Raw genomic sequence first — 23,879 nt, 5'->3', positions numbered from 1 at the left:
GAGGAAACGGAGGACGGCGTGACGGGCGACCAACTCGAAAGCACACGACAGGCGTTACGGGAGGCGGTGGCCCACGCGGAAAGGGCTTCCGAGCTGGCCCGTCTGCTTGACGCGGCACAGGCCAAGATCGCTGACGCGGAGCGGGTGACCGAAGAACTACGCGGGGTGCGAGAACTGCTCAGCGAGACCGAGGAGCGGCTGGAGGCGGCGAACGCGGCCGAGGAGAAGCTCCGCAAGGACCTGGCGGAGCAGCGCTACCAGGCCGAGGTGGCCAGGTGGAAGCTCTCCTCGGTGCAGGTGGCCCGCTGGTCCCGGCTCGGCGACGCGATCAAGACGGGCAAGAGCAACCCGGTGCGGCTGGCACGTGGCCTGCGCGGGGCGGCCAAGCCCGCCAAACGCCCGACCGCTCCCAAGCGCCAGCCGGTGCCGCGCAAGAGCGGCGACAAGGCGGTGGTGCCCGGCGCGTCCTTCCAGGCCACCAGCTCCGTCAGGACCGTCGGCGGCAGGTCGGTCAAGCTCAAGCCGTTTCGCGTCCCGACCGGGCCGAACACCCGCCCGCACCTGACCGCCGCCGTGATCGCCACGCCGCACGGCGAGGCACTGCTGCGCTACGAGTGGCGCCAGAGCACCGGCTTCACGCCCAAGGACTTCGCCCGGGTGCTGGCGGCGGAGGTCCCGCACCTGCTGCTGGTCGAGTCGGTGACCGAGGGGCCGTGGGCACCGGAGCTGCGCGAGCCGGGCCAGGGGCTGCGCGCCCTGCTGTCCTGGTGCGCGGAGCGGGGCATCCGCACGGTCTTCTGGCATACCGGGGGCGAGGTCGCCGGATTCGTCGCCGCGGCCAGGCTGTTCGAGCACGTGGTGACCGCGCTGCCCAAGTCCGTGGGGGCCTGGGGCGCCGCGCTGGCGGCCCAGGAGCCCGAGCCCGGCCGCCGGGCGCCCTCGCTGGGAATCCTGCCCTTCGCGATCCAGCCGCGCGTGCACAACCCGCTGCCGCTGGCCGGGGACCGGTTCGAGCGGGTGCTCTCGCTGGAGGAACTGCTCCCCGGGCACCTGTCGTATCCGGACGTGCTCACCTCCTACCGCTGGCCTGTCGCGGTCGACTGCCCGCCGGGCACCGAGCCCTGGCGGATGGCCGAGCTGGCCGCCTGCGGAACCTCCATCGGCAGCGAGCCCGACCCACGCCGGGCCCACCTGGCGCTCCGCCAGGCGTACGCCTCGGGCACGATGACCAACAAGGTCGACGATCTGCTGGACGCGATCGGCCTGCCCAGCGGCCGGGCCACCCTGAACATCTCGGTGATCATGATCGACCGGGGCGACCTGGACTACACGCTGGCCCAGGTCGCGCCGCAGAAGGGCGTCGTCCAGCTGGTGCTGCTCTCGGACGTCCCGGACGCCGCCGCGCGGGCCCGTGCCGCGCTGCCCGACCAGGTGCACGTCACGGTACGCCGCCCCGACCCCGGCCTCACCACGGGCGGCATGCTCAACCGCGCCCTCGACCTGTGCCAGGGGGACCTGGTGGCGGTCATGGACGCCCGTGACCGGTACGGAGAGCACTACCTGACCGATCTCAGCCGGGCGTTCCTGTTCGCGAGCGCCGACATCGTCGGCAAGGCGGCCTACTACGCCCACCTGCGCGACGTCGCGGCGACGGTGCTGCGCCAGCCCTCGGCGGAGTACTCCTACCTTCCCGACGTCGCGGGGGCCACCCTGCTGGCCCGCCGTGCGGTGCTGCGCGGCATCGGCTTCGCCGACGTCTCGGAGAACTGGGCCGACGTGCTGATGCGCCAGTGCCGCGCGGACGGGATCAAGGTCTTCTCCGCGGACCGCTTCGGCTACGTCTGCCTCCGTGACCGCGACCGCTGGCTGCTCGGCTCGGCCCAGCTCGTCGACTACGGCCCGGCCGACCCGCACGCGCTGATCTGAGCGCGTACGTCCGGACCCTAGGCTGATCCGATGAGGCCAGGCGCGCTCGGTGAGGTCCTCGGCCTGCCGCCGATCCCCAAGGGGACGTGGGCCGGGGAGGCGATCTACCTCTCCCCGGCCGCGCTGCGCCGGGGAGAGGACCCGGAGAGGACGGCCGGCCGGCTCCGCGCGCTGCCGGGCATCGCGGCCGTCCGGGTGCTGGCCGGCGGTTTCCTGGAGATCGCGGTGTCCGTGCCCGGCGAGCTCGTCACGGAGATCGGCGGGCCCGTTCCACCCGTCACGGGCACGTCCCCGTGGGACGACCTCCCCAGGACGTGGGCCAACCCCGGGTTCGTCGTCAGGTACGCGCACGCGCGGGCGGTCGCCGTGCAGCGCTGGGCGGCGGAGCTGGGTGTCGGCGGGAACTTCAGGCCCGAACTGCTCGACGACCGCAGGGACAGGGCGGTGCTCAGGTCGCTGGCCGAGGTGCACGGCAGGCGGGTGAGCCGGGATCCCGGATGGGCCGCCTACGCCGAGCACCTGGCCCTGGCCTACCACGACGCCTTCGAGGGGGCCGCCGCGCTCCCCGCCGGTGACGAGGAGCCGTCGGAGTTGCACACCGCCCGCGTACGCCTGGCGCGGGCGGTACGGGACGTGCTGGCCGAGGCGCTGGCGGCGCTTGGCGAGACGGCCCCTGACAGGTTGTGATAAACCCTCTCAAAGAAGATCAAAAGGATCAGGAGAGCGGCGAATGGGCGGTCCTCGCGACTGGGAGGCGTACGAGCCGCGCCGCCCCGGGATGATCCGTCGGGTGCTGCCGATGTTCCTCGCCTTCGCGGTGATCCTCGGCGGGCTCGCCTATCTGGGAGGCGACCTGCGCGAGCTCCTCGGAACCGCGCCGGGCTCGCCCCGCTCGGCCGCGGCGACGCATCGCCTGTACGAGGAGACGGGACCGATCGACGCCCGCTGCGGCACGCTCCCGCGAGACCTCGACGCCGACGCCCGCACGTCGCTGAAGGCCCTCGCCGGATGCCTGGACCGGATGTGGGCGGACACCCTGGCGAAGGCGGGCATCGACTACGCACCGCCGGAGGAGGTACGGCTGATCGCCGCCCCCGAGGCGGCCGCGTGCGGGATCGACGACTACGACTGGGCCGGGATCTACTGTCCCGACTCTCGCGTCGTCAACGTGCTGGTCGAGGACGAACGGGCCTTCCCGATGATGTTCACGCTCGCCCACGAGTACGCCCACCACGTCCAGGAGGTCAGCGGGATCGCCGACCAGAGAGGTTCCGAGGCCTTCGACGAGGCGTGGTCGCGGCGGCTGGAACTCCAGGCGGACTGCCTGGCGGCGGCGACGCTGCGCGTCGCCACGCCGCGCCGGCTGGAGAGCCTGCGCGGCTTCGCCGGACGCGACTCCGGCGTCGAGGACGGCACGGAGGCGGGCTACCGGCAGTCGCACGGCTCGGGCGCCAGCAGCGCCGAGTGGATGCGGCGCGGCCAGGAGGGCGGCACGGTGGCGTCCTGTAACACCTGGGGAGCTCCCGCCGAGCGGGTCTCCTGAGATCTTGTCGCGACGCGACATTAAAATATGTCGCCAAAGTGGTCAATAACGTAAAAAGTTCGCGTGTTCGAGGGCGATCGCGTCTCGATAGGTGGGCAATCGTCTCAGGGGGATCACCGGGTCCGATAGCCTCGATCGGGTGAGTCGATTCGCCCATCCCGCCGGTGACCGGCATGCCGAAGTGCTGCCCGAGGAGCGCCCTCCGCACGCACCCGCCGACCTGAACACGCTCGACCCGACCATCTGGCCGCGAACGTCGGGCCGAGCCGACGGCTCGATCACGATCGGTGGCGTGGACGTCAGGGACCTGGTCGCCGAGCACGGCACCCCGCTCTACGTGGTGGACGAGGAGGATTTCCGCTCCCGCTGCCGCGACTACGCCGGCGCGTTCTCCGGGGGCGAGGTCCACTACGCGGGCAAGGCGTTCCTGTGCCGCGAGGTCGCCCGCTGGATCATGCAGGAGGGCCTCGGCCTCGACGTGTGCAGCGCCGGCGAGCTCGCCGTCGCGCTCAGCGTCGGATTCCCGCCCGAGCGGATCACCATGCACGGCAACAACAAGTCGTTCGCCGAGCTGGAGAGGGCCGTCGAGGCCGGTGTCGGGCACATCGTGGCCGACTCCTTCGAGGAGATCGCCCGCCTGGGCTTCCTCGCGGACAAGTACGGCAGGCGCCCCCAGGTGATGATCCGGGTCACCGTGGGCGTCGAGGCCCACACCCACGAGTTCATCGCGACCGCCCACGACGACCAGAAGTTCGGCTTCTCGCTGAGCTCCGGCGCGGCGGCGGAGGCGGCCAGGCGGATCCTCGCCCTGCCCCAGCTGGAACTCGTCGGCCTGCACTCCCACATCGGTTCCCAGATCACCGACACCGCGGGGTTCGAGGTGGCCGCGGGCCGCCTGGCCAAGCTCCTGGTGCAGATCAAGGACGAGCACGACGTCGTGCTGCCCGAGCTCGACCTCGGCGGTGGCTACGGCATCCCCTACGTCGACGGTGACGTCGCGCTCGACGTCAAGGAGATCGCCGACAGCCTGCGGGAGATCGTCAGCAAGGTGGCCGGGAACGCCGGCCTGCCGGTGCCCAAGCTCACCGTCGAACCCGGCAGGGGCATCGCCGGGCTCGCCGGGGTGACGCTCTACGAGGTCGGCACGATCAAGGACGTCGAGGGGCTGCGCACCTACGTCAGCGTCGACGGCGGCATGAGCGACAACCTCCGCACCGCCCTCTACGGGGCCGAGTACACCGCGCGCCTGGCCTCCAGGGAGAGCGCCGCGGAGCCGATGCTCTCCCGGATGGTCGGCAAGCACTGCGAGAGCGGCGACATCGTCGTGCGCGACCTGTGGCTCCCCGGCGACCTGGCTCCCGGCGACCTGGTCGCCGTCGCGGGCACCGGCGCCTACTGCCGCTCGCTCGCCAACAACTACAACTACCTCCCCAAGCCCGCCGTGGTCGCGGTCAAGGACGGGGCGTCCCGCGTGATCGTCCGCAGGGAGACCGAGGACGACCTGCTGAGAGGACAGCTGTGAAACGACCAGGAGCGGACGAGAAACCCGTGCGTGGCGTGGGCGAGAGGGGGGCGTGATCGTATGGCGCTGAAAGTCGCACTTCTGGGGTGCGGAGTCGTCGGCTCCCAGGTGGTCAGGCTCCTGCACGAGCAGGCCGACGACCTCGCCGCACGCATCGGGGCACCGCTGGAGCTCGCCGGGGTGGCCGTGCGGCGCCTGGGCCGCAGGCGGGACGCCGAGGTGGACCCCGCCCTGCTCACCACCGACGCCGAGGCCCTGGTCACCCGGGACGACATCGACATCGTCATCGAGGTGATCGGCGGGATCGAGCCGGCCAGGGCGCTCATCCTGGCCGCGCTGAACAGCGGCAAGTCCGTCGTCACGGCCAACAAGGCGCTGCTCGCCGAGGACGGCGCGACGGTCCACGCCGCGGCCAGGGCCGGCAACGCCGACCTCTACTTCGAGGCCGCCGTCGCGGGCGCGATCCCGCTGGTCCGCCCGTTGCGCGAGTCGCTCGCCGGGGATCACGTCCACCGCGTGCTCGGCATCGTCAACGGCACCACCAACTACATCCTCGACAAGATGGACTCCACCGGGGCCTCGTTCTCCGACGCGCTGGGGGAGGCCCAGGCGCTGGGCTACGCCGAGGCGGACCCCACCGCCGACGTGGAGGGCTTCGACGCCGCGGCCAAGGCCGCGATCCTCGCCGGGATCGCCTTCCACAGCCGGGTGACGGCCGCCGACGTGCACCGCGAGGGCATCACCGAGATCACCGCGGCGGACGTGGCCAGCGCCAAGGCCATGGGCTACGTCATCAAGCTGCTGGCGATCTGCGCCCGCTCGGAGGACGGCAGGTCGTTCGGCGTACGGGTGCACCCGGCGATGATCCCCCGGACGCATCCGCTGGCGGGGGTCCGCGAGGCGTACAACGCCGTGTTCGTCGAGGCGCAGTCCGCCGGCCAGCTCATGTTCTACGGCGCGGGCGCCGGCGGCGCGCCGACCGCGAGCGCGGTGCTGGGCGACATCGTGGCCGTGGCCCGCAACGTGCTGGCGGGCACCCGGGGTTCGGAGGAGTCCACCTACGCGGACCTGACCGTGCACCCGATGGGCGAGACCGTCACGCGCTACCACGTCTCGCTGGACGTCGCCGACAAGCCCGGCGTGCTCGCCAGGGTCGCCGACATGTTCGCCAAGCAGGACGTCTCCATCCAGACCGTCCGCCAGGAGGGCCACGGCGCGGACGCCCAGCTCGTGCTGGTCACCCACCGGGCCAGCGACGCCGCGCTCTCGGCCACCATCGAGGGCCTGCGCGAGCTGGACATCGTCCGCGACGTGGTGAGCGTCATGCGCGTCGAGGGAGAGGACGCTTCCTAGTGCTCCATTCCTTTTCGAGCGGTCAGACGAGACGTACCGTCAAGGCCCGGTGGGGCAGTGTCGTGGCCTCCGTCCGGGCGGACGCCGCACGAAACGGTTGATGAGCGCGAGATCCGTGAACCGGCCGGCGCGCGACATGCCCCGGCCGGCTGGATCCGCAGAGCCCAGATCATCGCGCTGAGCCGGAAGCGGTTGCGGGTGCCGTAGGAAACGGCTCCCGGCCCGGCGGTTCGACAAGGACACGCCTGGCCGTGAACACGGCGTACCCGACGAGGTGAGGCCGCCGCGGCCGGTCACCGTCCTCGCCTCGCCCGCGATCCGCGCCGTCTCGAAGTTCGTCGGCGGGTAGCGTGCCTCCAGCGCCGACTGGACGCCTCGCGCCCTCATACGACATGTGCCGAGTGGGTCTCCGCCCTTTCTCCGGCCAAGATCGTGAATCTCGGCGCGACACAGGTCCATATACGCCCCCCGGCTCTTCGCCGTGTCCAGGGAGATCGGGACGACCGGCAGGGCGTTGAGTGCCGGATCGTTGAGTTGCAAGTCAGCCGCAAGTAGCCGTTCGTAACGTCGTGATCATAGCGGGCTGATCATGGACCGAGAGGTCAAGTACCTGCTGGAGGCGCGGCGGGTCACGGCGGCCCGGATAGGCCACGCCCACCCGAAGTTCGGGCGGGGGGTTTGAATGAGTGCTCGCCGAGGCCGGGCGTCCGGCTCGCTGAAAGAGGCGAACGCGCCGGCCGGTCCCCGATCCGCGACCGGTCGGCTTTGAAAAACCATGGAATTTCTGTGAATCGGCCATGAATTCACTAGGAGGCGTTCGGTGACCGGAAACAGCAGTGAGATCCAAGCGCGCTGGCTGAATTGGAACGACTACAGCGAGATGATTCTCGGGCTCCGGCGGCATGTGTTCGCGACCGAACAAGGCTGGGGAGAGGAGATGGTGAACCACGAGAAGGACCCGGAGGGCCTTCACCTGGGCGCCATGCTCAACGGAGAGATCATCGCCGTGATATCGGCTTATCTTTATGAGCCGGGGGCGCCTGAGCTGTCCGCTCTGGAACTGCAGAAAGTGGACGGGCTGACGGTTCGGATCGGCAAGCGAGTTGAACTCGCCGAGCATCGGGGGCGTCATGTCAGTGAACGCATAGGTACCTCGATGCTGCGCCAGATCTGCGAGTCGCTGCGGCCGGACCGCTTTTTCCTTCTCGTCAGGGGGCAGCACCGTAACCTTATCGATCGGTACACCAGGCGGAATTTCGTCAGGCACGCCGACATCGGTTCCGCTGACGATGTGCGCACGGTGATGACAGTGGAAGGAGAAGAGGCCGTAGAGGATTTCTATTTCAAGAACCGGGCCCTGGACAAGGAACCGGCGCCCAGCGGCAGTCGGATCTCCGTCCCTTCGCTCGTCCGGTTTCTGGTGGAGAGCGGGCGCGGCGACGTGCTGGCGGCCGAACGCCTCGGGGCCGAGAACCACTATCTGGAGCCGCTGTCCATTGAGGCCGAGATGCCGCGCCTGACCGCGCAGGGCCGGCTGATGGCTGCCGAGCAGCGGTCGCGTCTGGCGTCGACGCCGTTCCCGTCCGCGCCCGCCTCGTTGCTCGACATCGGCACCGGGCCCGGGGAGTACCTGGCGGCGGTCGCGCGGGAGGAGCCGCTCGCCGGGTATCGCGTGCGGGGGGTGGAGCCCTCACCTCAGCTGCTCGCCAGGGCCCGGTCGAGCTTTCCGGAAATCACGTTCCGCGAGGGCACCGCTTACGCCACGGGTGAAGCCGATTCGTCACACGACGTGATAACGGCGAACTTCGTGTTCGTTCACCTTCGTAGTCCGGACCTGGCCCTGCTTGAGATGCGGCGGGTGCTGCGGCCGGGCGGACTCCTGTACGTGGTCGATGTCAACGATGACAGCTTCCGTGGTCCCGACGTGATCCGTAGGATGATCGAGACGCACAACCGCAACTACGCCGGCGATCGCACGTTCCTGACCGACCTGCCGGGACGTGCCGAGCAGTTCGGCTTCGAACCTGTCCGCCGTTTCTCGACGACGGTGCGCAACACGGGAGGCTCGCAACCGGCCTTCGGCCCGGATGAGATCCGTATCGGGCGGGCGGACGCCTGGGGACTCCTGTCCTTTGTGCGTGCGCAGAGAGGTGTCGAGGAGGTCTTCAAGGAGGCGCAGGACTTCTACTTCGGCGCGGAATGCGAGATGAGTTTGAACATCGAGACCCAGGTCTATCGCAGCCGTCCTTCCCGTGAGAACGGGCGCTGACCTCGAGAGCGCCGGCAGGGCCCGCCCGTCTGTCCGATCCCGAACCAATGATCTTTCCGGTGGCGGGAACGGCGCGCCGGCCGTCGCGTGCCATGGGGACCGATCCGACCGGCGGACTCGGCCGGCGTCCGGAAGAGGGCCGGGCCATGCCGGGTCGGCATCGGCTTCCTGGGAGTTTGCTGGTAGATCATTTAGTTGGCCCGATGGGCTTATATAGTGATTTCCCGTGTGCCTGGTTCGCTGAATGACTTCGCCGTCCTCCTCGCGGTGATCGTCCGCGCCCGTACGACTCCCAGCCTCCTGGGGCGCCCACGCCTCCCGGAAGGAGAGTTCACCGTGAAGATCGTTCGCCTGGTGGTGGTGCCGGCGGTGGCGCTGGCCATCGCGATGGCGCCGGGACAGGTCGGTCAGGCGAAGTCCGCGAAACCCGTCAAGAAGGTGGAGACCGTCGTCTCGCTCACCTTCGACGACGGTGACTCCACGCACCTGGCCGTGGCCCGCATGCTGGAGAGACGCGGGATGCGTGGAACGTTCTACATCAACACCGACACCATCGGCGACGAGCTCAAGCTGACCCGTCGCCACCTCGCCGCGATAGCCGGGAAGGGCCACGAGATCGGCGGTCACACGCTGACCCACGTCCGCCTCACCGAGCTGACCCAGAGCGAGCAGGAGGGGCAGATCTGCGACGACCGCAGGAGGCTGGTGGCGTGGGGGTACCGGCCGGCCACCCTCGCCTACCCGTTCGGCGCGGTCGACTCCGACGCCAAGGCGGTGGCGAGGCGGTGCGGCTACGACGCGGCCCGCTCGGTCGGCGGGCTCAGGGAGTGGAAGTGCCCCGGCTGCCCGGCGAGCGAGACCACCCGCCCGAAGGACCGCTACGAGATCCGCACGCCGAGCTCCGTCCGCGAGGACACCCTGCTGCGGCACATGAAACAGCAGGTGCTCAACGCGGAGAAGAGCGGTGGCGGCCTGGTCCCGCTGGTGTTCCACCGGGTCTGCGACCGCTGCGGGCTCTACTCGGTGACTCCCGAGCGGCTGAACCCCTTCCTCGACTGGCTGGCGGCGCGCAAGTCCCGCGGCACCGTGGTGAAGACGCTGCAGAGTGCCGTCGGCGCCCGCTACCGCCCCGTGCCCGGCTGAGAACGGCCCCCTCGGGACCTTCCCGCGATCCGCGCAGGGCCGCCTGGACCGTGATCTTCACGGATCCGGTCCAGGCGATCCGGGCAGGCCGGGGTCCCGGTGCGGGGGAAGGCCGTCAGGAGCCCTCGGTGAGCCTGCGGAGACCGCGGGCGGCGCGGCCGAGCAGGGAGCGTTGCCGGGCCTGGCGCAGGGCGACGGCCTCCAGGCGGCGCTGTTCGGCCTTCTCCTTCCACCTGGCGGTGTCGCGGCGGCCCTTGGCGGCCACCGCGCGCAACTCCTTGAGCTCGGCCTTGAGCGCGGCGATCTGCCGCTGGGCCCGCTCGGCCTCCCGGGCCCGCGACTCGGCCGCCGCACGCCAGCGCACGGCCTCCCGGTTGCGGTTCGTGGCCCAGTAGGGGTAGGCGTGCGCCGCCGGCCGCAGCCGCCAGGACTCCGCGTCCAGCCAGGTCGCGCCGTGCAGTTCGGCGATCACGTCGTCGAGCGGCTCGTCCTCGCGGGCCACCCGCCTCGCCCTCGCCACGGCGGAGGTCCGCTCCAGGCGGGCGGCCAGGACCCCTGACTCGTCCTCGTCCAGCGCCACCAGCAGCAGGCCCTCGTCGTCCTGCTCCGCCCGCTCGACCAGCATGGCCAGCGACTCGGTCCCGGGCACCCAGCCGGCCGGGCAGACGAGCCGGAACGGCGCGGGAGCCGAGGTCGGCGGGACCCGCTCGACGAAGGAGACGCGGCCGTCGTGGGCGTACTGGCCGCGCAACAGCCGCAGGTCGAGCAGCGGGTCGTCCAGCGGCCCGCCCGCGGCTCCATGACGCTCGCCCGCGGGTGACGCCCACGGCCCGGCCAGGGTGACGCGCACGTCGGGCAGGCTGCTGGCCAGTGCCCCGTCGACGCTCGCCCTGACGTCCTCGAAGGAGGCGCCTCGGGCGTCCACCACGACGTCGACGTAGGGGACCAGCCACTGCCGGCCCGCGTCGGTGCGCAGGTGGCGCCGGTAGGGGACCCGGTCGGCGATGAACGGGTCGTTGTGCCGCCTGACGTCCGCGGGCCTGCGCATGGCGGTCGTCGTGCCCAGGTGCCAGCTCAGCGCCTCGGCGTCGGGGACGAACACCGCGCCCGTCTGGGTGAGCCGGTAGCCCAGCTCGGTGTCCTCGCCGAGCCGCAGGGAGGTGTCCAGCCCTCCCGCCTCCTTCAGCAGGGCGGCCGGCAGCGAGACCGTCGCGCCCACGTGGACGCGGTGCAGCAGTGAGTTGGGCGCGTCGCGGAAGCCGCGGTGCGCGGCGACGAGCTCGGCGATCCAGTCGTGCCCATGCTCGGGATCCTCGGTGAAGAGGGAGTCCGCTTTGTCCTTGGCCACGGCGATCTGGACCTCGGCGGGGGTGGGCGGGGTGCCCGTCATGGCGGTGAAGCGCAGCGTCCCCAGCACCACCAGGTAGCCGGCCAGGTGGTGCCAGCGCATGTGCGCCTCGACGTGCTCCCGGTAGGAGACGATGTCGGCGTCCATCCGGTGGATCACCTCGCCGTCCGCGACGGCGGTGCCGGTCTCCAGGGCCCAGGCGATGCCCCGGCGGCCGGGGGCGCCGGGAACGATCCGGGTGCGTTCGGGGGCGATCTCGGGAAGCCGGAGCGGGGGCGCGCTGCCGTCGTCCACGACGATCACCTCAAGGAGGTGAGCGGGGTAGGTCTGGGCGGCGAGCCCGGCCAGGGTGAGGTCGAGCCTGTCCTGCCCTCCCCTGGCGGGGATCACCACGCTCACCGGCAGGCGCGGCTCCCACGCGCCGAGGGCGGGCGCCGGCAGCACCCCGTAGTCGTTGCCGGGAATCCGCGGCGCGGCGGCCTGGGCCGGAACCGGCGGTGCGTCCGGTGCGTCCGGTGTGTTCGGTGTGTCCGTGGGCTCCCCGGCCGGGACCCGCGGTGCGCGCGGCGTGTTCACGGGGCCTCCGGGGGGAGTTCCATGAGCGCGCTGGGCCGGAAGCCGCGCCACTGGCGCTTGTTCCGTCGCAGGAACGTGCCGATCGGCTCGCGCCAGGTGTGGTCGGCGACGTTGCCGCGCCGCAGGATGTAGCCCAGGCCCTGGGTGCGGTAGATCTGCCCGCCCGCGGCCTGTACGGCGTGCTGGAACTGGGCGTCGACCGTGCCGGGCAGGGGACGGAAGCCGCCCACGGCCTCGAAGGCGGAGCGTTCGGCGAAGATGGTCCCTCCGGCGATGAAGTTGGTGATCTGCTCGGTGACCTGCTCGCGGTGGACGGTCACCCCGATCGAGGCGAGGTAGACGAACTCCGGGACCATGCCCACCACCTGGGCCCCCGAGTAGGAGTGGGCCAGCAGCAGGTCGGAGACGAAGTCGGGCCCGTACCAGTCGTCGTCGTCCATCTTCAGCAGGAACGATCCCGACGCCCTGGCCGCGGCCTCGTTCAGCACGGCCCCGAACACGCTCTCCTCGCTCGCCTCGAACACGGTGACCGGCCGCTCGAAGGAGGCCAGCGCCCCGGCCACGCCGGGATGCGTCGCCGGGATGCCGTGCAGGGCGAGGATCACCTCGAACTCGGCGCCGCGCTGCCTGGCCAGCTGCTCCAACGCGAAGCCCACCATCTCCGGGCGGCGGGTGGCGAGCAGCACCGAGACCGGCTGCGAGGGCCTCGCGGGGGCACCGAGCTGTTCCCAGCGGGCGCGGACGCCGTGGCCGCGCAGCGCCTCGCGGCGCAGCCGGATGCTGTGTTCCTCGCGCTCCAGGTCGTCCTTGAGCACGGGCTCGTCGACCGAGGTGATCAGTCTGGCCAGCTCGGGGCCGAGGGCGCCCGCCCAGCGCGGCACGGCCTCGGAGACCAGCGGCACCCCGGCCGCCGCCAGCCCGGTGACGACGCGGAGCGCGGCCACCGGGCCGCTGTGGCCGCGCCGCCAGTCCACCCGTACCCCTCTGACCTGCCTGATCCGGTTGACGTCCACGTCCGTGACGGCGCCGGAGGCCGCGAAGGCGGTGAGGGTCCGGCCATCGCAGGTGATCGCCCAGCGGCCGGATTCCACGGACAGATCGGCGGTGCCGAGGGACGGTACGGTGACGAAGCCCATGGGGTTGACCGAGCGGTCGTCGACCGGTGGGACGGTCCGGGGTTCTGACAGGTCGCCGAGACCGGCCTGGAGGATCCTGCCGCCGCCGGGGCGGCCGAGCCGCTCCCAGCTCATCAGCTCGGCGACCGGGCGGTCCGCCGGGTCCTCGTCGCCGGACCAGGGCGGCGGCGCCTCGCCGACCGCGCGCACGACCAGGTCGGCGCCGCGGGCGCCGAACCTGTCGGGGACCGGCCCTTCGGGCGGAGCCGCGGCCGCGTTCGGGTCGCCGGGACGCCAGTGGGCCGCCCCGGGGCCGGCCAGACCGGCGACGGGCGCGGCGACGGCGTCCATCCGGTGTCCCGCGAACGCCCTGGCGGCCGCGGCGAGCGTCCGCCCGGCGGGCGCCGGTTTGGAGAACCGCGCCTCGATCACCCAGGCGGGCGTTTCCGGCTGGTGGACCCGGAGCTCGACGAGCGACCGCCAGCGGTGGGCGGGAGTGGGCGAGGGCACCGGCGCGGTGTACCAGTGCGGTGTCTCCTCCACGGCGACGACCACCCGGGTGGCCATGGCCAGCAGTGACTGCAGGCTCGCGGCCCTGCGGAGGTCCGTCGGGGTGCGGGCGAGCACCAGGATCTCCGCGGCGCCCTCCTCCGGACGCGGGATGCCGTCGAGGTCGCCGTCGAGGTCCATCGCCCCGTACGACTCCAGCTCGCCGAGTGTCTCGAAGCCCGCGCAGTAGACGAGTACGCGTCGCTTGCCGTTCCGTTCCCCGGCGGCCCGGACGAGATCGATCAGCAGGGACATCAGCCGCTCTTCCCCCGGCGCGGAGCCGTCTGCCGCCTGGTCGTCGGGATGATCCCCCCCAGGGGGCCACGCCGCCGCTCGTTCCGGGCGCGCCCGGCCTCCGTCCGCAGCCGCTCGGTCTCGGCGCGCAGGCTCTCCACCTCGCCCCGCAGCCGTTCCGCCTCGCGCTTCCACCGGGTGCTCTCGGCCCGCCACTTCGCGGGGTCCCCGGCGACGGGCTCCGCCTCCCCGGCGGTCGTCACGCCGAACTCGGCGGCACTCACCCACAGGGAGCCGAAAAGCCTGTGGACGGCATCGTCGATGTCACCGTCGATGTCACCGCCGATGTCACCGCCGATGTCACCCTCTGGAGTGCCTCCGGTCACCAGCGCCGCCCTGGCGAAGGCGGCGGTGCGCTCCAACCTGGCCGCCCTGACCCCGTCGGCCCCCTCGTCGAGCACCGCGCTCAGCAGCCCGTACCCCTCGCTCTCGGCGAGTTTCACCAGCTCGGCCAGGCTGTCGGCGCCGAGTGCCCACCCGGCGGGGAAGGTGAGGCGGAACGGCGCGGGTGCCGAGCCGGCGGGCGCCTCCTCGGCGAAGGAGACCCGTGGCTCATGCGCGTACAGGTTGTGCACCAGACGCAGATCGAGCAGCGGCTCGTCGAGGGAGGGGTGGCGGCCGGCGGGGAGCCGGGCCCAGGGCCCGACCACGGTGACGGCGACGTCGACGAGGGTGCCCGCGAGCGCGCTGTCCACGCTCGCCCGCACGTCCTCGTAGCGGGCGCCGCCGACGTCGACGACGACGTGCACGTACGGCACCAGCCAGGTCCTGCGCGGGTGGGTGCGCAGCCAGCGCAGATCGGGGATGAGGTCGGGCAGCACCGACCAGTTGTGCCGGTGCACCTCCTTCTCCCTGAGCATGACCGTGGACGGGCCGAGGTGCCAGCCGCGGGCCTGCGGGTCGGGGATGAAGACCGCGCCCGCCTGCGCGAGGCGGAAGCCGAGATCGGTGTCCTCGCCCATGTTCAACGCGGTGTTCACGCCGCCGGCCGAGCGGAGCAGTGCCACCGGGACCGATGTGCTGGCCCCCGAGTGGAGCCGGTAGGCCCCGGTGCCCGCGTCCCGCAGCCACCGGGTCTCCGCCAGCACGCCCGCCCGCCACTCGTGTGGCGCGGACCCGTCGAACAGCCTCTCCGCGTCCCCGGCCTCCACGGCCGAGAGGACCTCCCCGGCACGAGGCCGGGTCCCGTCGGGGGTGAAGCGGACGTCGCCCATCACGACGGCGTAGGGGAGGAGGTGGTGCCAGCGCATGTGCGCCTCGACGTGCTCCCGGTCGAGGATCATGTCGGAGTCGACCCAGTGCAGGATGTCGCCGGCCGCCGCCTCGGCGCCGGTCTGACGGGCCCAGCCCCGCCCCCAGCGGCCTTCCGGTACCCGGACGAGGAGGGTGCCCGCCGGGGTGATCTCGGGGACGCGCAGCGGCGGTTCGCTGCCGTCATCGACCACGACCACCCCCATCAGATGCGCGGGGTAGGTCTGCGCGGCAAGGGAGGCGAGCGTGCGGTCCAGGGCGTCCTGGCAGTCGTACGCCGGTATCACCACGCTCACCCTGAGCCGGGGCTCCCACCGGCCCAGGTCGGGTGGGAGCAGCGGCCCGTAGTCGTTCTGCCCGACCTCGGCGCGAGGGACGCCGCTCCGGCCGGCCAGGCCGCCGCGCCCGGCCCCGCTCACGCCTCTCCCTCCGGGGTGGCCTGTCCGGTCCGCGCCTCCACGGCGGCCAGTCGCGGCAGCAGGTCGTTGACCACCTCCGCCATCTCCTGGCGCTGCGGTATGGAGACCAGCCGGTCCTCGCCCAGCGAGACCAGGATCGTCTGCAGGTCCTCGTCCCGCTTCCGCTCGTGCTCCCTGAGCAGTTCGACGATCTCGTCCAGCCGCCGGTCCAGCCGCTCGGTGGCGGCCTTGACCGTGGTCAGCTCCGCTTCGTAGCGCTTGACGCGGGCGTCGATCCGCAGGGCCTTGCCGTCGACCCTGCGCACTGTCGCGATCGCCAGCAGCTGGACGGCGAACACCGTCGCGATCGCGCCGAGTACGACGGCCGCCGTGACCGAGATGACATCGGTGCCCGCGAGCAGCGTCAGCGCGATCAGTACCACCGGACCGATGGTCGCCGCCAGAAGCGTCAGTTTTCGGGGCGTGGGCATCCGCGCTTACCTTCCATGCCGCTCTGTCATTACCTGTTCATTGACGGGGAGATAAATGAGGCTATCCGCTCTTCAAGTGCAAATATGGCTGGAAATGGGAAATTCCAAGGTTTCTGTGACCTGTGTGACAGCTGTGAGTGATTAATGGTGATCACCCGGGTCAAGTGTGAGGTGTGGTGAGAAGGGATCTTCCTACCTCGCTATCCTTCGGTCGTGCCCGCGCAGTCGATCTCCCTTCCCCCGTCCCTTCTCGCCACACCGGCGGGCTTCCTGCGGTCGGCGGCCGGGGAGACGGCCGAGCTGTCCTGGACCGGTGAGGGCTGGCTGGCGGCCGGTTCGCCGCTCGGCGACCGGCCGGACGCCGAGGAGGTGGCCCGCCTGCGCCCGCTGCGGGGACTGGTCGTCCGGTGGCCCGCCTCCGAGGTTCCGGTCGGCGCGGTCACCGGCCTGGCCGCGGCCGGGGTGCCGCTGCACGCCGCCGTCTCGCCGGACTGGGTGGATCCCGAGCTGGCCCGCCTGCTCGCGGCCTGGGCACCCGAGGAGGACGACGGCTCAGGCCTCCGGTCGGTCACCGCTCTGCGCAGGGAGGAACACAGCGTGCGACTACGCCGCCACGGGCTCCGCGACCGGATGGGGACGGGCAGGGCGGAGACGCCGCCCACGGTCAGCGTCGTGATGTCCAGCATGCGGCCGCACCTGCTGGGCGCCGCGCTCGGCCAGATCGCCGGGCAGCGCCGGGTACGGGTCGAGGTCCTGCTCGGCCTGCACGGCGTGCCCGCCGCGCACGAGGAGGTCAGGCGGGCGCTGCGCGGGTGCGCCCTGCCCGTCACGGTGGTCGAGGCCGCGAAGGAGACCCCCTTCGGGGAGGTGCTCAACCTGGCCGCCTCCAGGGCGGAGGGCGACTATCTGGCCAAGTGGGACGACGATGACTGGTACGGCCCCGAGCATCTGGCCGACCTGCTGCTCGCCCGCGCCTACTCCGGGGCGGACATCGTCGGCACCGCGGCCGAGTTCTTCCACCTGGAGCCGCTGAACGCCACGGTCCGCCGTACCGACTACGCCAGCGAGGTCTGGTCCGAGCACGTCGCCGGGGGCACGATCCTGCTCCCCGCCGACACCTTCGGGGACGCGGGCGGCTTCCCCCCGCTGCCCCGGGGCGTCGACGCCGGGCTGCTGAAGGCCGCGCACGCCGCGGGGGCGCGCATCTACCGCACCCACGGCCTGGGCTACGTACTGCGGCGTTCGGTCGGTGCCGAGCACACCTGGCGGCTCTCCCTGGCTCACTTCCTGCGCGTCGCGTCGAACCAGTGGCGCGGTTTCCGCCCGAGTCTGATGCTGGAAGCGCGATGACGGCACGGATAGCCGGTAACGACTACCGGAGCCTCACACCGCCCGCCCTGGGGGCCTGGACGCCCTCGCTCCGGGTGAGCGTCGTCATTCCCGCCTACGGCGACCAGGAGAAACTCGACCTGGCACTCGCCGGGCTGGCCGTGCAGACCTACCCGGCCGCGCTGACCGAGGTCATCGTGGTCGACAACGGCAGCAGCCCGCCGCTGCGCCTGCCCGAACTCCGCCCGGAGGGCACCGGCCTGATCGTCTGCCCGGCCCCCGGCCGGGCCCACGCCCGCAACGCCGGTCTGTCGGCCGCCACCGGTGACGTGATCCACTGGCTCGACTCCGACGTGGTTCTCGACCGCAGGTCGGTCGAGGCGCACATGCGCTGGCACCATGCCGCCCCGTATCTGGCGGTCACCGGTTACCTGCGTTTCACGCCGGCCCGGCTGCCCGCTCCCGAGGTGGTGGCCGCCGCCGACGACCTGGCCAAGCTCTTCGAGCCCGCCGAGCCGCATGCCTGGCTGGTCGATCTCGTCGAGCGCACCGACGGCCTCACCGCCAACCCGCACCGCGCGTTCAGCCTGCACGTCGGCGGCGCGACCTCGGTCAACGCGGCGCTGTTCGCCGCCGCCGGGCCGATGGACACCGACCTGATCCTCGGCCAGGACACCGAGATGGGCTACCGGCTCGCCCAGGCGGGTGCCGTCTTCGTCCCCGAGCCACTGTCGCGCGCCTTCCACCTGGGCCCGACCATGCGCATGCGCGGCAAGGCCCCGATCGACCGGGTCAGCCACGCGTTCGTGGCCGACCGGATCCCCTCCTACCGCTGGCTCCGCTCCCATCCGAGCAGGCAGTGGAAGGTGCCGTACCTGGAGGTGGTCGTCGAGCCCGGGGAGGGGACGGGACGGGAAGGTCCCGGATACTCCTATGACGAGGTCCGCGCCACGGTCGACGCCGTCCTCGCGGGCACCCTGCCCGACGTCGCGGTCACCCTCACCGGTCCGTGGGACCGCATCGGCACGGAGGGGCGCGCCCCCCTGAAGGATCCGGACCTGGACCTGGTGCTGATCCGCGGCCACTACGCCCACGAGGCCAGGGTCCGCTTCGTCGACGAGGCCTCCGCCGCCTCCGCCGTCACCTCCGCCCCGTCCGCGGCCTCCCGGCAGCCCCGCGCCGGTGGTCCCGCCGCCCCCTACCGGCTCAGGTTGCCCGCCGGGTGGGTGCCCGGTGACGACACCCTGGCCCGCCTGCTCGACCTGGCCGGGGACGGCGGCTACGGCCTGGTCGCGGTGCTCCTGGCCGAGGGGGGACAGGACGGCGAGGGCGGAGCGGGCTCGGAGCGGATGATCGTCGCGGCGCGGCTGGAGCGCGCCGCCGCGTTCGCGCGCGCCGCGATCGTGCTGGAGGAGGGAGAGGACCTTGACGACGCCGTGGAGGACACCTTCGGCGTGGTCTGGGTGGACGGCGAGACCTACGGGTTCGCGTCCGAGCCCCGCCCCATCGTCGGCCGCCGGGGCGCCCACCGGGCCAGGATCGAGGCCGAGGCTCAGGTGGCCCGCCTCACCGGGGAGAACGAGCGGCTCCGCGGTCAGGTGACCAGGTGGCGTGACGAGGCGGGCCGCTGGCGGAAAAGCGCGGTCGAGCTGCGGCGCGAGGTCGGCACCCTGCGCAAGGAACTGGCCGCCGCCAGGAAGGTCGTCCAGTACGGGCTGCTCTCCTCGGTCAAACGGGCCATCACCCGCCGCCGCTGACCTTCCCGCGCCGACCTTCCCGTGCGGCGCCGGTCAGCGCTCGTTCCCGGCGGCGCCGGCGCCGCGCGGGAGGTAGGAGCCGATATCCCGGTACGGCACGGTGGTGCCAGGCTCGGCCGTGTTCGACTGAATATCAGTGGTGCATACGTGCGGCGTTAGGAATGTGAGCTTGAACACCCTTTGGTGTCCAGCCGATCACACACCGCTCCCTCATGGAGATATTTCGTGAATTGTATTGATCGCGGTCGTTTGCGCCATTAGGGAAGCTGCACTGGGACCGGTGGGATCGCGCCGTGGCCGTCTCCCCGGAGCCCTGTCATCGGTCTCCGGCTCGCCGACCGTCGACGGCGCCCAGGCTCGACCATGATCCTCTCTTCTCGTCCGCCGCGCGGTGGTCCCCGGGCGGTGCGTCACGCCGCCGGCGAAGCGGCCTGAACCGTCGAATCCGCCGGCGATGGGAGTCCCTTCGGGGCGGGGGCGACCCTGTCGAAGAGTGACCCTGAGCGCCCTCCACGGCGACGGTACGGGTCAGTTCCTGAGGGAGGTGCGGAGCCTGCCGAGGAGCGTGCTCCACCCGCCCCGGGCCTGGTGCCGCCGGGCCTGCCCGGTGCCCTGTCTCGCCGCCTGCGGCGCGCTCTTCCGTTCGGGGGCCGGAGCCTGCGGGCGGGGCGAGGGCGGAACGGGGGGCGCCGCCTCGGCGGGCCAGAACTCCGGCCGCGCGCCGCGCCGCACACCGTGGGTGGCCCTGACCGCGGCGGCGACGGCGGCGTCGTCGTCCGCGCCGAGCAGTCTCGCCCGGCCCAGCGCCTCGGTCCGCTCCAGCGTCGCCTCGCCGTCGGCGCCGAGATCGACGACGAGCATGCCGGAACGGTCGTCCTGCATCGCGGCGATCATCCGCTCCAGCGAGTCACGCCCCAGCGGGACCGAGGCCGGACCGGTGTAGCGGAACGGGATCGGGGCGGGGGTCGCGGAGACCTCGTCGGCGAACCGCACCCGCTCGTCGTGGGCGAAGTGCTCACGCAGCAGCCGCAGGTCGAACAGGGGGTCGTCCAGCACCGGCCGGCGCTCCGCGGACAGCTTCGACCAGGGGGCGACCAGGGTGACGACCACGTCGCCGAGCGACCCGTCGAGCGCCGCGCCCACCGCCTCGCGCACCTGCTCCTCCGGCCCCTCGGCACCGAGCACCACCTCCACGTACGGGACCAGCCAGTGGCGGCCGCGGTCCTTGCGCAGGTCGCGGCGGAGCGGTACCCGGTGGGCCAGATAGGGGGCGACGACCCGTACCGCCCGCTGCCGGTCGCGGCGCTGGGCGGGGAGTCCCAGATGCACGGCCTGGGCCTTCATGTCGGGGATGAAGACCACGCCGTGCGCGGCCAGCCGATAGGCGAACTCGGTGTCCTCGCCCCGCAACACCTCCGCGTCCACCCCGCCCACGGCGCGGAAGATCTCGCGCCGCATGGACACCGTCGGCCCGGTGCACACGTGGTAGGGGTTGCGGCTGGCCCGCAGGCCGTTGGTCCGGGAGATCGTCTGCTCGGTGGAGCTGGGCAGGGCGCCCGCCAGGTCGAAGACGGCCTCCAGCCGGCCCGCGCGCACACCGTCGTGCACCTGGGCCGCCGTCAGCGACGGCTCCTCGACGAACTTCTTCGCGCCGATCGCGACCAGGTAACCGGCCAGATGGTGCCACCGGGCCAGCGCCTCGATGTGCTCGCGGCAGACGACCATGTCGGCGTCGAGGCGCTGGATGATCCGCCCGCCGGCGAGGGCGGCGCCGGTGTTCACCGCGTGGGCGATGCCCCAGCCCGAGGGGTCGGTGGGCACGAGCCTGGTGTGCCGCGGAACGATCTCCGGCAGCCGCAGCGGAGGTTCGCTGCCGTCGTCGACCACGATCACCTCCATGAGGTGATCCGGATAGGTCTGCGCCGCCAGGGAGGCGAGGGCCAGATCGAGCCTGTGCTGTCCGCCGCGGGCCGGGATGATCACGCTGACCGAGAGTTCCGGATCCCACGCGCCGAGCGCGGGCGGGTCCAGGGGGGAGTAGTCGTTGTGCCGGATCGGTGGCAGGTCCGCCGCCGCGCCGCCCGTCATGATGTGGCACCCCTTGTCTGGTTCGTCGCCCGTCAAGTGTCCGGCCCATCGCTTGTCAAGGCCTGTCAAGCTCCGCAGACCCTATCGGCCCATTCTTAGGGTTTCCTGTAGGCAGGACGCCCCAGGTGTCCATTCGGTGGACAGCGCATCCCAAGGCTGAACAGGTTGCCCGTAGACTCCTTTTCAACACCGCAGGTAGCACGCGCACGGATCGGCCGCGCGCGGGAGGAGCAATCATGACCAGGGCGTGGCGTGGCCTCATCGAGGAGTACCGTGACCGACTTCCGGTGACCACGGCGACGCCCGTCGTCACGCTCCTGGAGGGCGGCACCCCGCTCGTCCCGGCGAACCGGGTGTCGGCGCTGACCGGCTGCGAGGTCTACCTGAAGGTCGAGGGCCTCAACCCGACGGGAAGCTTCAAGGACCGTGGCATGACCATGGCCATCAGCAAGGCCGTCGAGGACGGGGCGAAGGCGGTCATCTGCGCCTCCACCGGCAACACCAGCGCCTCCGCCGCCGCCTACGCGGTCCGCGCGGGCCTGACCTGCGCCGTGCTGGTGCCCCGGGGTAAGATCGCGATGGGCAAGCTGGCCCAGGCGCTGGTCCACGGGGCCAGGCTGCTCCAGGTCGAGGGCTCCTTCGACGACTGCCTGGAGATGACCAGGAAGCTCTCCGAGAACTACCCGATCGCTCTGGTCAACTCGGTGAACCCGTTCCGGCTCCAGGGCCAGAAGACCGCCGCCTTCGAGATCGTCGACACGCTCGGAGACGCCCCCGACATCCATTGCATCCCGGTCGGCAACGCGGGCAACATCTCGGCGTACTGGATGGGGTACACCGAGTACGCGGGTGACGGCGTCGCGACGAGGACGCCCCGCATGTTCGGCTTCCAGGCCAGCGGCTCCGCGCCGATCGTCAACGGTGCGCCGGTGACCCACCCGCACACGATCGCCACCGCGATCCGGATCGGCAACCCCGCCTCGTGGCGGCTCGCCGAGGCCGCCCGTGACGAGTCCGGCGGCGTCATCCAGGCCGTCACCGACCGCCAGATCGCCGCCGCGTACAAGCTGCTCGCCCAGGAGGAGGGCGTCTTCGTCGAGCTCGCCTCCGCCGCCAGCGTGGCGGGCCTCCTCCAGGCCCACAGTCAGGGCCTGGTCGAGCCGGGGCAGCGCGTCGTGTGCACGGTGACCGGAAACGGCCTCAAGGACCCCGACTGGGCCATCTCCGGCGCTCCCGCCCCGGTGACGATCCCGATCGACGCGCACGCCGCGGCCGTCGCCCTCGAACTCGCCTAGATCCGGTGCCGCGGAGCCTGCCGTGACAGGGGGCGGTCAGCCGGTCAGGCGGTGCCCCGCGGGACGGCGCGGGGAGCCGTGGCGCTCCGCGGCGACCGGCGACAACACGACGAGGAACCGCCCGGCCACGATGGGCGGAAGATCCAGGGGGCAGGGCCCGGTGAACCCGGCACGCCGCGACCGCCCCGGCATCGCACTTGGAAATCCCGCAGAACCGGGCAGATAGGAGAAGCCACTTGTCCGCCATGGCCACGCCATCGAGCCGTGCCCCGGGAGATCTATGATCAGCGGCAAGGTGACCGTCCAGGTCCCCGCGACCTCGGCGAATCTCGGCCCGGGATTCGACACGCTGGGGCTGGCACTCGGCCTCCACGACGAGGTCGAGGCCGAGCTGTTCGAGCCTCCGGAGGGCCCCGGCTCCCGGAGCGTGGTCATCGAGGTCGAGGGAGAGGGCGCCGGCGAGCTTGACGGGGGCGAGGGGCACCTCATCGTCACCACGATGCGCACGACCTTCGAGCGGATGGGGCTCCGGCAGCCGCCCGGGATCCGGTTGCGCTGCCTCAATCGCATCCCGCACGCCCGCGGCCTCGGGTCGTCCTCCGCCGCGATCTGCGCCGGGATCATCGCCGCCCGAGCACTGGCCGGCACCCCGTGTCAGGACGGCTCCGCCCTCGCGCACCGGTCGAGGGCACGGCCCGGGCTCCCCGAGCTCACCGACGACGAGGTCTTCGCGCTGGCCACCGAGATCGAGGGCCACCCCGACAACGTGGCGCCGTGCCTGGCGGGCGGGCTCACCGTCGCGTGGACGGACGAAACGGGGGCGCCGCACCTGGTACGGCTGCTCCCGCACTCCGACGTCAGGCCCGTGGTCCTCGTCCCCGGGTACCGGCTGTCCACCGAGGTCGCCCGCGGGCTGCTGCCCAAGGAGGTCCCGCACGCCGACGCCGCCGCGAACGCGGGGCGGGCCGCGCTGCTGGTCGCGGCGTTGACGGCCAGGCCGGAACCGGAACTTCTGCTGGCCGCCACCGAGGATCGCCTCCATCAGGACTACCGCGCGCCCGCGATGCCGCTCACCGCCGACCTGGTACGGCGGCTGCGCGGGGCGGGCGTCGCCGCGGTCGTTTCGGGAGCGGGGCCCACGGTTCTTGCGTTTTCGACCGTGAATACGCAGGATTTGATCGCAACGGAAGTGGGTAATGACTGGCACATCCGGCCACTGGATGTCGAAACCCGGGGTGCCCGCGTTGTTTCTCTTGAGACACGCTGACATCTCTCGACCTTCAGGGAATAGCTGTGTGCGCTGGTGATGTTAGGCTGATAGCCGCACCAGGTGCCCCGCGTTGGGTGCGTGCTTGTCAGCCACACATCGCTGCATCATGTCTCACTCCGTGAGGCGTGATCGCCGCAGTGGCCTCCCCGAATCCGTCGCCTCCGAATGCTCCACATTCGGCTGGGGCAACGAAGAGGCGGCGTTTTAGGGGACATGCGCGTTCGATCTACCTCGACATCTGGTTGCCGGTAGCAATCCGGGGGGGTGTCCTCCAAGTCCCACCGTCGGCGATTCTCGATGGTGACGGCCTGGATCAGCCCTTCTCCGACAGTGGCGGCGGCTCTCCATGGGCCGTCGAGGAT

Annotated in this window: 16 protein-coding genes; 11 read left to right on the top strand and 5 right to left on the bottom strand. The window is 71.9% G+C overall.

All coding sequences use genetic code 11. From position 1 onward, the window contains the following. The first annotated feature begins 18 nt into the window (after nt 1-18). The 7 genes from AB0J58_RS17910 (at nt 19) to AB0J58_RS17880 (ending at nt 9,756) form a co-directional block, all read left to right on the top strand. Nucleotides 19-1,926: a glycosyltransferase gene (locus AB0J58_RS17910; protein WP_343975744.1), complete on the top strand. Its 1,908-nt coding sequence runs from the start codon at nt 19-21 to the stop codon at nt 1,924-1,926. A 30-nt stretch (nt 1,927-1,956) separates the two neighbouring features. Beyond that, nucleotides 1,957-2,613, top strand: coding sequence for a DALR anticodon-binding domain-containing protein (locus AB0J58_RS17905; RefSeq protein ID WP_364216725.1), 657 nt, complete (start codon nt 1,957-1,959; stop codon nt 2,611-2,613). Nucleotides 2,614-2,656: 43 nt separating this feature from the next. Beyond that, the gene (locus AB0J58_RS17900) at nt 2,657-3,469 is read left to right on the top strand and encodes a neutral zinc metallopeptidase (protein WP_364216722.1); all 813 of its coding nucleotides are present in this window, start codon (nt 2,657-2,659) and stop codon (nt 3,467-3,469) included. Between the two features lie 139 nt (nt 3,470-3,608). Further along, a complete protein-coding gene (gene lysA / locus AB0J58_RS17895) occupies nt 3,609-4,991 on the top strand; it encodes a diaminopimelate decarboxylase (protein WP_364216719.1) in 1,383 nt (460 codons plus the stop codon). A 60-nt stretch (nt 4,992-5,051) separates the two neighbouring features. Further along, nucleotides 5,052-6,344, top strand: coding sequence for a homoserine dehydrogenase (locus AB0J58_RS17890; protein ID WP_364216716.1), 1,293 nt, complete (start codon nt 5,052-5,054; stop codon nt 6,342-6,344). Between the two features lie 820 nt (nt 6,345-7,164). Further along, complete coding sequence (locus AB0J58_RS17885) at nt 7,165-8,613, top strand: methyltransferase domain-containing protein (protein WP_364216713.1); 1,449 nt, start codon at nt 7,165-7,167, stop codon at nt 8,611-8,613. Nucleotides 8,614-8,949: 336 nt separating this feature from the next. After that, on the top strand, nt 8,950-9,756 hold the full coding sequence (locus AB0J58_RS17880; protein ID WP_364216710.1) for a polysaccharide deacetylase family protein: 807 nt from the start codon (nt 8,950-8,952) through the stop codon (nt 9,754-9,756). A 115-nt stretch (nt 9,757-9,871) separates the two neighbouring features. Here the strand turns inward: AB0J58_RS17880 and AB0J58_RS17875 are convergent, their stop codons facing one another. From AB0J58_RS17875 to AB0J58_RS17860, 4 genes are read right to left on the bottom strand one after another with little or no spacing between them, the layout of a single operon-like run. Next, nucleotides 9,872-11,680 (bottom strand): glycosyltransferase, encoded by a 1,809-nt coding sequence (locus tag AB0J58_RS17875; RefSeq protein ID WP_364216707.1) that lies wholly within the window; start codon nt 11,678-11,680, stop codon nt 9,872-9,874. Next, the gene (locus AB0J58_RS17870) at nt 11,677-13,599 is read right to left on the bottom strand and encodes a glycosyltransferase (RefSeq protein ID WP_364216704.1); all 1,923 of its coding nucleotides are present in this window, start codon (nt 13,597-13,599) and stop codon (nt 11,677-11,679) included. The genes AB0J58_RS17875 and AB0J58_RS17870 overlap by 4 nt, the downstream gene beginning before the upstream one ends. Continuing rightward, entirely contained in the window at nt 13,599-15,308 is a 1,710-nt protein-coding gene (locus AB0J58_RS17865) for a glycosyltransferase (RefSeq protein ID WP_364216701.1), read from the bottom strand. Before AB0J58_RS17865 ends, AB0J58_RS17870 begins: the two co-directional genes overlap by 1 nt. After that, entirely contained in the window at nt 15,305-15,778 is a 474-nt protein-coding gene (locus AB0J58_RS17860) for a hypothetical protein (RefSeq protein ID WP_364216698.1), read from the bottom strand. The genes AB0J58_RS17865 and AB0J58_RS17860 overlap by 4 nt, the downstream gene beginning before the upstream one ends. A 213-nt stretch (nt 15,779-15,991) precedes the next feature. On the opposite strand from AB0J58_RS17860, the gene AB0J58_RS17855 reads away from it, so the two are divergent. Continuing rightward, nucleotides 15,992-17,128, top strand: a complete 1,137-nt coding sequence (locus AB0J58_RS17855; protein WP_364216695.1) for a glycosyltransferase family 2 protein — start codon at nt 15,992-15,994, stop codon at nt 17,126-17,128. After that, a complete protein-coding gene (locus AB0J58_RS17850) occupies nt 17,125-18,864 on the top strand; it encodes a glycosyltransferase (protein WP_364216692.1) in 1,740 nt (579 codons plus the stop codon). Before AB0J58_RS17855 ends, AB0J58_RS17850 begins: the two co-directional genes overlap by 4 nt. Nucleotides 18,865-19,392: 528 nt before the next feature. Here the strand turns inward: AB0J58_RS17850 and AB0J58_RS17845 are convergent. After that, a complete protein-coding gene (locus AB0J58_RS17845; protein ID WP_364216689.1) occupies nt 19,393-20,952 on the bottom strand; it encodes a glycosyltransferase in 1,560 nt (519 codons plus the stop codon). A gap of 236 nt (nt 20,953-21,188) precedes the next feature. On the opposite strand from AB0J58_RS17845, the gene thrC reads away from it, so the two are divergent. Continuing rightward, a complete protein-coding gene (gene thrC, locus AB0J58_RS17840) occupies nt 21,189-22,247 on the top strand; it encodes a threonine synthase (RefSeq protein ID WP_343975704.1) in 1,059 nt (352 codons plus the stop codon). 280 nt (nt 22,248-22,527) lie between these two features. Next, nucleotides 22,528-23,514, top strand: coding sequence for a homoserine kinase (locus AB0J58_RS17835; protein WP_364216686.1), 987 nt, complete (start codon nt 22,528-22,530; stop codon nt 23,512-23,514). Nucleotides 23,515-23,879 lie beyond the last annotated feature (365 nt).

It is taken from the genome of Streptosporangium sp. NPDC049644, from assembly GCF_040675205.1.
Classification (GTDB): domain Bacteria; phylum Actinomycetota; class Actinomycetes; order Streptosporangiales; family Streptosporangiaceae; genus Streptosporangium; species Streptosporangium fukuiense.
This window is presented reverse-complemented; position numbering and strand designations above follow the sequence as displayed.

Coding starts and splice junctions, on each gene's coding strand:
- AB0J58_RS17850 (WP_364216692.1), top strand. CDS start 17,125: ATGACGGCACGGATAGCCGGTAACGACTACCGGAGCCTCACACCGCCC.
- AB0J58_RS17900 (WP_364216722.1), top strand. CDS start 2,657: ATGGGCGGTCCTCGCGACTGGGAGGCGTACGAGCCGCGCCGCCCCGGG.
- AB0J58_RS17905 (WP_364216725.1), top strand. CDS start 1,957: ATGAGGCCAGGCGCGCTCGGTGAGGTCCTCGGCCTGCCGCCGATCCCC.
- AB0J58_RS17890 (WP_364216716.1), top strand. CDS start 5,052: ATGGCGCTGAAAGTCGCACTTCTGGGGTGCGGAGTCGTCGGCTCCCAG.
- AB0J58_RS17845 (WP_364216689.1), bottom strand. CDS start 20,952: ATGACGGGCGGCGCGGCGGCGGACCTGCCACCGATCCGGCACAACGAC.
- thrC (WP_343975704.1), top strand. CDS start 21,189: ATGACCAGGGCGTGGCGTGGCCTCATCGAGGAGTACCGTGACCGACTT.
- AB0J58_RS17860 (WP_364216698.1), bottom strand. CDS start 15,778: ATGCCCACGCCCCGAAAACTGACGCTTCTGGCGGCGACCATCGGTCCG.
- AB0J58_RS17835 (WP_364216686.1), top strand. CDS start 22,528: ATGATCAGCGGCAAGGTGACCGTCCAGGTCCCCGCGACCTCGGCGAAT.
- AB0J58_RS17870 (WP_364216704.1), bottom strand. CDS start 13,599: ATGTCCCTGCTGATCGATCTCGTCCGGGCCGCCGGGGAACGGAACGGC.